Origin of the sequence: Paenibacillus sp. V4I5 (assembly GCF_030817255.1) — a bacterium.
Classification (GTDB): domain Bacteria; phylum Bacillota; class Bacilli; order Paenibacillales; family NBRC-103111; genus Paenibacillus_E.
On sequence record NZ_JAUSZB010000002.1, the window covers coordinates 4,818,461 to 4,830,729 of the forward strand.

At 45.2% G+C, this 12,269-nt stretch carries 11 protein-coding genes; all 11 read left to right on the forward strand.

Features of this window, described 5'->3' with window-relative positions:
• Positions 1–398 precede the first annotated feature (398 nt).
• The 11 genes from ispE to spoVT all read left to right on the forward strand — a co-directional run bounded on the left by ispE (position 399) and on the right by spoVT (position 12,194).
• Positions 399–1,253 carry a 4-(cytidine 5'-diphospho)-2-C-methyl-D-erythritol kinase gene (gene ispE / locus QFZ78_RS23970; protein ID WP_307551280.1) on the forward strand — a complete coding sequence of 285 codons (855 nt, stop codon included), beginning with the start codon at positions 399–401 and terminating at the stop codon, positions 1,251–1,253.
• A gap of 198 nt (positions 1,254–1,451) precedes the next feature.
• Positions 1,452–2,288, forward strand: coding sequence for a pur operon repressor (gene purR / locus QFZ78_RS23975; protein ID WP_307551282.1), 837 nt, complete (start codon positions 1,452–1,454; stop codon positions 2,286–2,288).
• Between the two features lie 4 nt (positions 2,289–2,292).
• Entirely contained in the window at positions 2,293–2,676 is a 384-nt protein-coding gene (locus tag QFZ78_RS23980; RefSeq protein ID WP_307551283.1) for a RidA family protein, read from the forward strand.
• 118 nt (positions 2,677–2,794) lie between these two features.
• On the forward strand, positions 2,795–3,079 hold the full coding sequence (gene spoVG / locus QFZ78_RS23985) for a septation regulator SpoVG (protein WP_028557369.1): 285 nt from the start codon (positions 2,795–2,797) through the stop codon (positions 3,077–3,079).
• Positions 3,080–3,210: 131 nt separating this feature from the next.
• Positions 3,211–4,614, forward strand: coding sequence for a bifunctional UDP-N-acetylglucosamine diphosphorylase/glucosamine-1-phosphate N-acetyltransferase GlmU (glmU, locus tag QFZ78_RS23990; protein WP_307551286.1), 1,404 nt, complete (start codon positions 3,211–3,213; stop codon positions 4,612–4,614).
• Between the two features lie 153 nt (positions 4,615–4,767).
• A complete protein-coding gene (locus QFZ78_RS23995) occupies positions 4,768–5,415 on the forward strand; it encodes a 50S ribosomal protein L25 (RefSeq protein ID WP_307551288.1) in 648 nt (215 codons plus the stop codon).
• Positions 5,416–5,807: 392 nt separating this feature from the next.
• Positions 5,808–6,368, forward strand: coding sequence for an aminoacyl-tRNA hydrolase (pth, locus tag QFZ78_RS24000; protein WP_307551290.1), 561 nt, complete (start codon positions 5,808–5,810; stop codon positions 6,366–6,368).
• A gap of 131 nt (positions 6,369–6,499) precedes the next feature.
• The gene (gene fin, locus QFZ78_RS24005) at positions 6,500–6,727 is read left to right on the forward strand and encodes an anti-sigma-F factor Fin (protein WP_307551292.1); all 228 of its coding nucleotides are present in this window, start codon (positions 6,500–6,502) and stop codon (positions 6,725–6,727) included.
• 74 nt (positions 6,728–6,801) lie between these two features.
• On the forward strand, positions 6,802–10,323 hold the full coding sequence (gene mfd / locus QFZ78_RS24010) for a transcription-repair coupling factor (protein WP_307551294.1): 3,522 nt from the start codon (positions 6,802–6,804) through the stop codon (positions 10,321–10,323).
• A complete protein-coding gene (locus QFZ78_RS24015; RefSeq protein ID WP_307551297.1) occupies positions 10,310–11,407 on the forward strand; it encodes a peptidylprolyl isomerase in 1,098 nt (365 codons plus the stop codon). Before mfd ends, QFZ78_RS24015 begins: the two co-directional genes overlap by 14 nt.
• Before the next feature lie 244 nt (positions 11,408–11,651).
• Positions 11,652–12,194, forward strand: coding sequence for a stage V sporulation protein T (gene spoVT / locus QFZ78_RS24020; protein WP_307551299.1), 543 nt, complete (start codon positions 11,652–11,654; stop codon positions 12,192–12,194).
• Positions 12,195–12,269: the final 75 nt, after the last annotated feature.

The following is a 12,269-nucleotide window of genomic DNA, read 5'->3' on the forward strand; positions in this document are numbered from 1 at the left end:
CTAACTTCAATCAAACTAACTACAGTCAAGCTGCTTCCAATCCGTCTAGCTACACTCCGTCGAATTTTAATCAGTCCACCTATCAAACTGTATCTTCCCAACAACCCTATTCACAGCCTCAAACGAGCTTTAATCAGAACGTATACAGTGGAACGCAGCAAACACAATCTTCCTATACACCTGCTGCCTACACGTCGAATACGACCAATGTAAATACCTATAGACCTTCTAATTCAATACAACCTAATGCGGCGGGTTTAAATCAAATAATTGCGGGATCGAAGCAAGCAACGCAAGCGGAACAGCGTCCCTTCTAAAGCTAAAGCGAATGCTTTAGCTTTTTTTTTGCGCTTTTGTTATAATATTTTAACGGCAAACGAGCAAAAGAAGGTGATCTGATGAAAATTTTTGAAAAAGCACCGGCTAAAATCAATTTATCCCTTGATGTTTTACATAAAAGATCAGACGGTTACCATGAAGTTGAGATGGTCATGACGATGGTAGATCTAGCAGATCGGATCGAAATGCAGGAGCTTTCGCGGGACACCATCATCATTTCCAGTCAGGCGGGTTATATTCCGCTCGATGAGAAGAACCTAGCCTTTCAGGCGGCACGCCTTATCAAGGATCGATACGACGTCAAACAGGGCGTGTACATCCATTTGGACAAGCAGATCCCCGTAGCGGCAGGTCTAGCAGGGGGCAGCAGCGATGCGGCAGCGACGCTTAGAGGTTTGAATCGGCTTTGGGACTTAAACATCCCTATGGAAGAGCTGCAGGTGCTTGGAGCGGAGCTTGGCTCGGATGTACCTTTCTGCGTAACGGGAGGGACGGCTGTCGCTAGAGGACGTGGAGAGAAGCTGGAACCGATCGTCTCGCCGCCTCAGTGCTGGGTCGTACTTGCGAAACCGCCTATCAATGTGTCCACATCGGAGATTTACGGGAAGCTGAATGCTCGGGAGATTAAGAATCATCCTTCGACGGAAGGTGTGCTAAACGCGATTCGGGAGAAGCGATTCGATCAGCTTTGCGGAAGCCTCGGCAATGTGCTTGAGGAAGTGACGCTGGACCTTTATCCTGAGGTGAGACATCTCAAAGAATGCATGCAGAGGCTTGGTGCGGATGGTGTATTGATGTCGGGCAGCGGACCGACGGTATTCGGTCTCGTATCCAAGGAAGCGAAGGTACCCCGGATTTATAACGGGCTGCGTGGATTTTGTAAGGATGTTTACGCAGTGCGGATGTTGACGTAGATGAAGTAGACGGTTGCAGGGCCCGCGAAGGGCTCTTTTTCATTGAATAGAGGGTGAACTATGGCTCCATCCATTCCCATATGCCGTGTTAGATTGATGTTAAGTTCATGTTAATATAATTTTCATGAGAAGCTTGAATAAATACGTATAAAAATGGTATATTTTCATTATAATATTCGGATTTTTGGGGGTAGTGCGATGAAAAAGTTGAAAAGGAGCGCTAGGCTGGTGGAAATGACGCAATATTTGTTATTCCGCCCCCATTCGTTAATCCCTTTAACGACTTTTGCCGAGCGTTACAACTCTGCTAAATCCTCCATTAGTGAAGATTTAGCGATCATCAAGGAAGTATTTGAAGAAGAAGGACTAGGCGAGCTGAATACGCTTGCGGGGGCTGCCGGAGGTGTGAAATTTTCACCAAAGGTGCCTAAGGAAGTATCACTGAAATTTATACAGAACCTTTGTTTACAACTGCAGCAGCCAGAACGGATTCTTCCAGGCGGTTATTTGTATATGTCAGATATTATGGGGCAGCCCCAATATTTGAATGAAATTGGCAAGACGTTTGCATCCGCTTTCGCCGGTCGTGATATTGATGTGATTATGACGGTAGAAACGAAAGGCATTCCACTCGCTTATGCAACGGCAACTTATATGAATCTGCCTGTTGTGATTGTCCGCAGGGACAGTCGAGTGACGGAAGGTTCAGCGGTTAGCATCAACTATGTTTCAGGTTCCAATAAGCGGATCCAGACGATGTCACTCGCAAGGCGTGCTTTGAAAGAAGAGTCAAAGGTGCTTATCATTGATGATTTCATGCATGTTGGCGGTACCATCCACGGCATGATGGATTTGTTAGCGGAATTCAAAGCCTCAGTTCAAGGGGTTGGTGTATTCATGGAGTCTTGTGAGGTTGAAGAGCATTTGGTTGATCACTACGTATCGCTTGCTCGTTTATACGGCGTAGATTCCAAGACGAAACAAATCACCGTAGAGCCTGGGAACTATTTTGACAGTAAAAAAGGAGAATCGTAAAACGATGGAACTTATTTCAACAACAGCAGCACCAGCTGCTATCGGACCTTACTCGCAAGCGGTAAAGCTAGGTAACCTTCTCTTTACTTCTGGACAAATTCCACTTGGCCAGGATGGACAGATTGTAGAGGGTGGAATCAAGGAACAAACCCATCAAGTGTTCGCGAATTTGAAGGGTGTGCTTGAAGCAGCAGGTTCATCGTTTGATCAAGTTGTGAAAGCAACGGTTTTTTTGAAGGATATGAATCAGTTTGCAGAGCTGAATGAAATTTATGGATCGTACTTCGGAGATCATAAACCGGCTAGATCCACTGTCGAAGTGGCCAGATTACCACGTGATGTTTTTGTCGAAATTGAGTTAATTGCTGTGATTTCTGTCGAAATTTAACAGTAACATTAAGATTGTATAAAATTATCGAAAATTTCAAAAAAAGAAGAAGGAATTTGCACGACGATGTGGAATATTACACCCAAGTCTCAGAGATGGAAAAAGGTGGTGAACACAAGTGCAAATTACAGATGTAAGACTCCGCCGGGTCAACTCCGAGGGGAGGATGAAGGCGATTGCTTCCATTACCATTGACAACGAGTTCGTCGTTCATGACATACGTGTCATCGACGGTAATAATGGGATGTTCGTGGCTATGCCAAGCAAACGAACACCGGATGGTGAATTCCGTGATATCGCTCATCCGATTTCTTCCACAACACGTGAGAAAATTCAAGCGGCGGTATTGGCTGAATATGATCGCGCGGCTGTAGAAGAAGAGGTAATTGAAGAAGGCGCATAATTCAGATTATTGAGAGAGCCCTTGGGCTCTCTTTTCTTTTGGGTGGTATTGATGCTATATTTGGTTGAAGAACTCATCGATTATACATATAGTAGTGTGTAACTATTTATATTAAAGGGGTTGGATGTTAGTTGAAACTCATGGGGATTGTACTAGCCGCAGGACAAGGAAAACGCATGAAATCGAAGCTGTACAAGGTGCTTCATCCGGTTGTAGGTAAGCCAATGGTGGAACACGTTGTAGACACGCTGCAGCATATAGAAGTAACAAAGACACTCGTCATTGTTGGATTCGGGGCGGAAGCCGTAAAGGGACATCTGGGAGATCGAGTGGAGTACGCTTTACAGGAACAACAGTTGGGAACAGGGCATGCAGTTCTTCAAGCGAAGGATGCTCTTGGCGAAGAGGAAGGGATGACCGTTGTCATTTGCGGCGATACACCGCTGATTTCGGAAGCCACCTTGATGAGCACCATTGAGCTGCATGAACGGTCTGGAGCGTCTGCGACAATTCTGACAGCCAAACTCGATGAACCGCATGGATATGGACGTATTATTCGCGGTGAAGACGGCCGAGTAGCAAGGATTGTTGAGCAGAAGGACTGCAGCAGTGAAGAGGCAGCTGTTCAAGAGATCAACACAGGCACTTATATTTTCGATAATCAAAAACTATTCAAGGCCCTAGCATCGGTTACGAACAATAATACGCAAAATGAATACTATTTGACGGATGTCATTGGGATTATGACAAGTGGTGGAGAAGTTGTTCAAGGCTACTGCATGGAGGACAGCGCAGAGTCGATCGGTGTGAACGATCGCGTGGCACTGGCTGAAGCAGAGCGATTGTTTAAAGCGCGTATTAACCGTGGGCACATGCTGAACGGGGTTACGATTATAGATCCGTCTAATACGTATATTGAAAAAGATGTTACCATCGGTATGGATACCGTACTGCTGCCGGGTACTATTTTGCGGGGGCGCACCGTTATTGGGGAACAATGCACCATTGGACCGCAAACGGAAATTATCGACTCGACGATTAGGGATGAGGTTACGATTAAACAATCCGTCCTTCAGGATGCCTATGTGGATAATGAGGCTAGTGTGGGGCCGTTTGCTTATTTGAGACCTGGCGCTAATATTGGGAAGCAAGTGAAAATTGGCGACTTTGTTGAGATTAAGAACGCGACGCTTGGTGAGGGGTCGAAAGTTTCTCATTTAAGCTATGTAGGGGATGCGGTCGTTGGAACGAATGTAAACATCGGCTGCGGCGCCATAACCGTGAACTATGACGGATTCAATAAGAGTTTAACGGAAATTGGCGATGATGCTTTTGTGGGCAGTAATGTGAATTTGATTGCTCCTGTGAAAATTGGCAAGGGCGCTTATGTTGTTGCAGGTTCTACGATTACACATTCCGTTGATGATGGGGATCTAGCTATTGCCCGTGAGAGACAATCCAACAAGCCTGGCTATGCGGATAAAATTAGATCGCGAGCAAAAGCGAAGAAGGAAAATAAACAGAACAAAGAGTAAATTCACGGACTAGAAACGGTAAATCTCACTTTGTGAGGATGGAATTGGATGGAACTTCTTGAGGTTGGGTAGGCTATGAATTAGCTGTTACCTACTTGGCATTGCTTATTAATCGAGCGTGCTGAGCAAAACTCTTAGGAGGTTCTTTTTCTTATGGCATTTTCATTAAAAGCGGAATCCCGCAAAGAAACAACGAAATCAGATATTAAACAACTGCGTATCCAAGGTAGAATACCTGCCGTTGTATATGGCCAAAAGGTGGGCTCTGCGGTCATTACGGTTGATCAGAAAGAATTACTAGCGCTGCTGCGCCAAAATCCTCATGCTATTATTGATCTGGATATGCCAGACGGCAGTGGCAAGCAACCAGTGATGATCAACGAGATCCAGCGGGACAAACTAAAACGAGAGCGGCTGCTCCATGTCGATTTTCATCAAATTAATATGGATGAGCCTGTTAAAACGATTGTCAGCTTGGAATTTATCGGTGAAGCAGAAGGGGCCAAAGAAGGCGGCATTGTGCAGATACAAATGCATGAGCTGGAGATTCGGTGCCTGCCCAATCAGATACCAAGTTCAATCAAGGTGGACATTTCGAACGTAGGGCTTGGTGATAACTTACTTGTAAACCAACTCTCAGTACCTGCCGGGATTGAAGTGAAGTCTGACTCTAATGATTTGATTCTCACCGTTCTTTCGCCTCAGAAAGAGACTGGTGAAGAAGAGCCGGCTAATAATGAAGAGAAGGTTGGACAAGCGGAAACCTCGAACGAGGCTGCGACTGAAGGACAGCCGGTTTAGATCCAAACGAACGACAAGGAACCCTCAACAATATGTAGAGGGTATCCTTAATTACTGCGATGTAAGCGCTTAATATCCGGGGCGTGAAAGAAAAACGTGAGTATTTCGATTGTAGAATGTATTATTTACTTTGATAAAATACAAGGTGTAGATTTCAATGAAGCCTATATCCTTATGTACATTTTGATAGTATACTTGGACGGGAATACAGGATTCAGCATGATCTTGAAAATGAATATCGGTTGTAAGCTGTTGACCATTTAAATACATATGACTGATTCACCCACAGCTTTAAATTTGATGGTTCGTTTTTCATATAGGTAAACAATAACCTTTAGATGATGGTTCCGCAAAGGATTTTTTAGTTTAACTTTAGGAGGATTTAGAAGAAGATGAAATGTTTTATTGGACTGGGTAATCCGGGAAAACAATATGAGATGAATCGACACAATGTTGGTTTCATGGCCATTGACCGTTTTGCTGCCAAATGGGGTATTACTTCTTTTCAAAATAAAGGTAAAGGGCTTCTGGGTGAAGGGGTAGTGAATAGTACGAAGGTATATTTACTTAAACCGATGACTTATATGAATCTTTCGGGCGAATCCATGCGAGCGTTCTTGGACTTTTATAAAGCAAAACTGGAAGACGTTACGATTGTTTATGATGATATGGATACACCATTCGGTCAAATTAGACTCCGGTATCAAGGGAGCCCTGGTGGTCACAATGGGATTAAATCCATTATTCAACACGCTGGAACGCAAAGCTTTAACCGAATTCGAGTGGGTGTGAACAGGCCTGCGCCTGGCTATAATATCGCTGATTATGTCTTATCTAACTTTTCCAAAGACGAGATGAAGTCGATAGATGAGGTACTGGACCTCACCTGCGAAGCCATGCTGTTCAGTCTGAGTGAATCATTCGAAAAGACGATGGCGAAGTTTAATAAATAAGTGAAGCCATCCACTTCAGACTCATTGTATGCAAATTGACTATTCGAAAATGACAATGGCACATTCGGCTAATTTCTCCGGAGAATGGTCATACTAGGATGTAATCGAATAGTCGAAGGAGGCATACATATATGATTAAGTATATTTGCAGACATTGTCATACCTTTGTTGGGGAAATTAATGAGAATTCGATCACGGAGCAGCAGTTAGGCTTCCATTTCTTGACCCCCGATGAGCGTAGAGATATAATATCGTATAACACGAATGGAGATGTTACGGTAAGGGTCGTTTGTGACTACTGTCGTGAGGCGTTAGAAGCAAACCCAGAATTGTCCCTGCTGGCAAGTCCGTTGCAGTAAAATTGATGAAGATAAAGAGTTAATAGCCGAGGCAAGTGTGCCGAGGCTTCTTTTTGTGAGGGGAGTGTACTTGTTTGCAAGCTTTAATTCAAGCTTTTTCTACGGATAGCGACTTTCAAACGATCGTGACAGGCCTCAGGTCCGAAATGAAAGAGCAGCTCGTTGCCGGACTTACCGGTTCCTCCAGGCAGGTGATGATTGCCACTCTTGCGCGAGAGTTAGCGCGCCCGCTGTTCATTGTTACTCACAATATGTTCGCCGCTCAGAAAATAGCGGAGGATTTACTAGAATGTCTATCACCTAATGAAGTGCTGCTCTACCCATCTCAAGAGCTTCTGACGACAGAAGAAGCGGCTTCCAGCCCAGAGATGCTAGCGCAGCGTATTGACGTTCTCACCAAGCTAGCTGGCGGTTTCCGTGGGGTTGTTATTGCGCCATTTGCTGGAGTGCGTCGATTGCTTCCGCTCAAGCAAGTATTCGAAGAATCCCGCGTTACGGTAAACGTAGGGGATACCGTGCAATTGGATGAGCTCTTAGGTGCTTTATCCAGTCTGGGTTACGAACGCGTGGAGCGGGTTGAGACCAAAGGTGAAATGAGCGTACGCGGCGGAATTCTGGATTTATTTCCTTTAACGTCAGAGAACGCTATTCGGATTGAGCTGTTCGATGTCGAAGTTGATTCTATTCGTACCTTTGATGTAAGTGACCAACGTTCAATTGATAAACTAGAGTCGATAACGATCCCCCCTTGTCGCGAGATTCAAGCGGATAGAAAGCGGTTACAATCAGCTGCGCAGCATGCCTATGAGCTGCTTCAAGCGCAGCTGGAGAAAATGACGGACCGATCAGCCAAAGATAAGCTGCTCGAAGGCATCGGACATGATATTGAACTGCTGCGTGAAGGGCAGACGTTTCCTGGTATTTATAAATATATTTCGCTTTTATATACGGAAAGACAGACCCTCATGGACTACATGCCTAAGGATACTGTGCTGATCATCGACGAACCGGCGCGATTGCTGGAGACAGCAAAGCAGCTAGAGCGCGACGAGGCAGAGTGGATGATGCATGCACTGACAGAGGGGAAGAGCTTGCCGGCTTTTGTGCTGTCCAAATCGTATGAAACTCTGCTGCATCGCAGGCCTTTCCCGACATTATATGTATCGCTATTCCTGCGCCAAGTGGCTGGGATTCAACCGCAAAATATCGTAAACTTCGTTTGCCGTGTTATGCAAAACTTCCATGGACAAATGAATCTCCTTAAAGCGGAGATGGAGCGCTGGAAGAAAAATGGAAGCAATGTCATTTTGCTGGCAAACGGAGAGGACCGTGCTGAACGTGTGCGGCGTGTGCTGCACGACTACCAAATTGAAGTGCCCGAAATTGTAGATGGAAATCTACAGACAGGGTTTGAAATGCCTTCGATCCATTTGGTTGTCATCACGGAAGGGGAAATCTTCACACAGAAACAGCGTAAAGCGCGTAAGGTCGAGAAGAAGCTGGAGAACGCTGAGCGTATCAAAAGCTATCAAGAGCTTAAGGTAGGCGACTATGTTGTTCATGTGAATCATGGGATCGGGAAGTATGTTGGGATCGGCACCTTGGAAGTGGGCGGTATTCATAAGGATTACCTCCACATCATGTATGCTGGTGGCGATAAGCTGTCTGTACCGATTGACCAGATTGATTTAATCCAGAAATATGTAGGTTCCGAAGAGAAGGAACCGAAGGTTTATAAGCTCGGAGGCGCTGACTGGGCTAGAGTGAAGAGCAAGGCGCGGGCATCCGTTAAGGATATTGCTGATGAGTTGATCAAGCTCTATGCAGAACGCCAAGCTGCAACCGGCTACGGATTTAGTAAAGACAGCTCTTATCAAAATGAATTCGAAGCGATGTTTCCTTACGATGAAACTCGGGATCAGCTTCGTGCGATCGAAGAAATCAAGGTAGACATGGAGAAAGCACGTCCGATGGATCGTTTGCTTTGCGGCGATGTAGGCTATGGGAAGACGGAAGTTGCGGTGCGTGCGGCCTTCAAGGCAGCGATTGACGGCAAACAGGTTGCTGTTTTGGTGCCGACGACGATTCTGGCTCAGCAGCATTACGAAACGTTCCGTGAACGGTTCTCGGGCTATCCTTTTAATGTCAAAGTATTAAGTCGTTTCCGCTCCAAGAAGGAGCAGACCGAAGTTATGAAAGGCGTCAAGAAAGGGACGGTTGACGTCGTTATTGGTACTCACCGGCTTTTGTCGCAGGATGTGCAGTTCAAAGATCTTGGTTTGCTAATCGTCGATGAGGAGCAGCGTTTTGGCGTGTCCCACAAAGAGAAGCTGAAACGGCTCAAGACGAATGTGGACGTGCTCACACTGACGGCAACACCGATTCCGAGAACTTTACACATGTCCATGTTAGGTGTTCGTGATTTATCGGTCATCGAGACTCCGCCGGAAAATCGTTTCCCTGTACAGACCTATGTGGTCGAGTACGGACCAACGCTTGTTCGAGAAGCGATTGAGCGGGAATTAGCGCGTGAAGGCCAAGTGTATTATTTATATAACCGCGTACAAGGTATCACTCAGATTGCTGATCAGATCTCCATGATGATTCCGGATGCCCGCGTTACTGTGGCACATGGACAAATGGGCGAGCAGGAGCTGGAGAAGACGATCCTAGATTTCCTCGATGGGGAATACGATGTGCTGGTAAGCACGAGTATTATCGAGACGGGTGTCGATATTCCGAATGTCAACACACTGATTGTTCACGATGCGGATAAAATGGGGCTGTCTCAGCTCTATCAGCTGCGTGGACGTGTGGGACGTTCTAATCGCGTAGCGTATGCTTATTTCACGTATCAGCGTGATAAAGTGCTCACAGAAGTGGCGGAGAAACGTCTTCAAGCGATTAAAGAGTTTACAGAACTTGGATCAGGCTTTAAAATTGCGATGAGGGATTTATCTATTCGTGGTGCTGGTAATTTGCTTGGCGCAGAGCAGCATGGTTTCATTGCATCTGTCGGATTTGATTTATACTCCCAAATGTTAGCGGAAGAAATTGCAAAGCTGAAACTAGAAATAGATGGGGAAGCAGTCATTCCAGAGCCGGAATGGAATACTTCTATCGATATACAATTGGATGCGTACTTACCATCCGACTACATCTACGACAGCATGCAAAAAATCGAAATTTACAAAAAAGTGGCCGCCATTCGAACGTTGGAAGAAGCCGCGGATCTGCATGATGAGCTTGTTGATCGCTTCGGGGATCTGCCGCAGGCCGTGTTCAACTTACTGACAGTGGCTCGTTTGAAAGCATACGGTTCGGAGTACCGGATAGAAACGATCAGCCAAAAAGGGGATGATTACCTAATCAAAGTGCATATTGACCAGAATGGCAGGCTGGAAGGACAGAAGCTTATCGCATTGTCCAAAGGCTTTGATGGTCGAATCAAGTTGAACGCGGACCCTCAGCTTCTTATCGTTATTCGATGTAAAGGCATGAAACCAGAAGCTTCCATCGAATTGGTGGAGAAGTTTCTGGTACAATATAAGGATGTTCTGAAAACGAAAGGGGAATTACAAGATGTTGCCAAATGATACTAGTGTACAACGACGTTTTTCGAAAAAATGGATTTTAAGCATGGTAGCATTGCTCCTTGCATTTTCAGTCCTAAGTGCATGTGGAAGTAAAAAGGAAGGTGCAGCAACAGCTTCACCTTCACCGGCCTCTACTGCAGCAGCAGCTGGTAACCCGAGTGACGTAATTGCTACGTATAAAGAAGGCGGTAAAATTACGCGCGGCGAGTTTGACTCTTTCATCAATGTGAACAAAATGTTTTCACCGCAGCTAGCGCAATTCATGACAGATCCAGCTTTTCAACAAGATATGTTGAAGCAAATGGTAACTTTCCGTGTTCTATCTGCCAAAGCAGACGATAAAGTGAAAGCTGATGCAGATAAACAAGTGACGGAGCAAATGAAAGCCATCACCGATTATTTCGGTAAGCAAGAAGGCGGAATGGACAAGCAGTTGAAAGACAATGGTATCGAGCTTAAGGATATCGAGTCATTAATGAAAATGAGCTTCTACACGATGGGCAGCATGGAGAGTAAAATCACTGATCAAGCTGTTCAGGATGCCTACAAAGAACAAGCAGCTACTCATGCCTTTGATATTGCAACAGTTAGCCATATTCTGATTTCATTGAAAGATGCGGCAACTCAAGCAGATCTGCGCACCAAAGAAGAAGCTTTAACCAGAGCCAAGGATGTAAAAAGTAAACTGGATAAAGGCGGCGATTTCGCAGCGCTTGCGAAAGAATTCTCCGACGATCCAGGCTCCAAAGACGCTGGCGGTACGTATAAAGATGCAGACATCAATCAATGGGTACCTGAATTCAAAGAAGCAGCTAGTACGCTTCCTTTGAATACAATCAGTGATCCTGTTGAATCCTCTTTCGGATACCACGTGATGAAAGTGGAGTCCAGAAGCACGAAGCCACTGGATGATACGCTCAAAACACAAATCAAATCTCAGCTTGCGGAGAAATCCCTATCTGAATTTGCAGAGAAAGAATACCCGAATTTGATTCAAACCAATAATCTGCCGAAACCGGAAGCGAGCCCAGCTCCTGCTGCAAGTCCGGCAGCAAGCCCGGCGGCAAGTCCAGCTGCAAAGTAAGAACTTACCAGGATGTCCGATAATGGGCATCCTGTTTTTATTTGTTATTTTTGGACATGATAAGCGCAGCAGGATGCAAAGCTAAATAAAGTAAATTCCGTAGTAAAAGCGTCTGCATAGAAGAATGGGAAGTGAAGAATACTATGGATAGAATTCGAGTTCCCACCAAATCCCGATCTAGCATACAAGATTTCATGCTCCTGTCGTATCTAATTACTGAGCGGAAAGTGAGGCATCTAGAGGTATGAAAGCAACTGGAATTGTCCGTCGGATAGATGATTTAGGGAGAGTTGTTATTCCCAAGGAAATACGACGCACACTACGCATTCGCGAAGGTGACCCTTTGGAAATTTTCGTGGATCGAGATGGTGAAGTTATTCTTAAGAAGTATTCACCTATCGGTGAACTTGGTGATTTTGCCAAGGAATATGCGGAATCGTTATTTGAAAGCACGAATCACGTGGCCCTGATCTCAGATCGAGATAACATTATTGCGATGGCTGGGGGGTCCAAAAAGGACTATTTCGAAAAGTCGGTTGGATCGATCATTGAATCCTGTATGGAAAATCGCAAAGCGATTCTGGAAAGCGGCAGTGGTCAATTTGAGCTTATCAAGGATACAAGTGAAACATTCTCTTCTTTCGTAGCCGCTCCGATTGTAGCTGGTGGCGACCCTATTGGATGTGTCATTTTGCTCTCCAAAGATGAGAATGTGAAAATGGGGAATATGGAAGTTAAGATGGTAGAGACAGCGGCTGGATTTTTGGCCAAGCAGATGGAGCAATGAAAGAAAAATAAGACATAAAGGCTTCCTTACAGAGATGCCCCAGCATCTGTAAGTGAAGCTTTTTTTGTCTGCCAT

What these genes read in the sequence shown, in the direction of transcription:
- QFZ78_RS23995 (WP_307551288.1), top strand. Translation starts at nt 4,768, where the DNA reads ATGGCATTTTCATTAAAAGCGGAATCCCGCAAAGAAACAACGAAATCA.
- QFZ78_RS24015 (WP_307551297.1), top strand. Translation starts at nt 10,310, where the DNA reads ATGTTGCCAAATGATACTAGTGTACAACGACGTTTTTCGAAAAAATGG.
- ispE (WP_307551280.1), top strand. Translation starts at nt 399, where the DNA reads ATGAAAATTTTTGAAAAAGCACCGGCTAAAATCAATTTATCCCTTGAT.
- pth (WP_307551290.1), top strand. Translation starts at nt 5,808, where the DNA reads ATGAAATGTTTTATTGGACTGGGTAATCCGGGAAAACAATATGAGATG.
- QFZ78_RS23980 (WP_307551283.1), top strand. Translation starts at nt 2,293, where the DNA reads ATGGAACTTATTTCAACAACAGCAGCACCAGCTGCTATCGGACCTTAC.
- spoVT (WP_307551299.1), top strand. Translation starts at nt 11,652, where the DNA reads ATGAAAGCAACTGGAATTGTCCGTCGGATAGATGATTTAGGGAGAGTT.
- fin (WP_307551292.1), top strand. Translation starts at nt 6,500, where the DNA reads ATGATTAAGTATATTTGCAGACATTGTCATACCTTTGTTGGGGAAATT.
- purR (WP_307551282.1), top strand. Translation starts at nt 1,452, where the DNA reads ATGAAAAAGTTGAAAAGGAGCGCTAGGCTGGTGGAAATGACGCAATAT.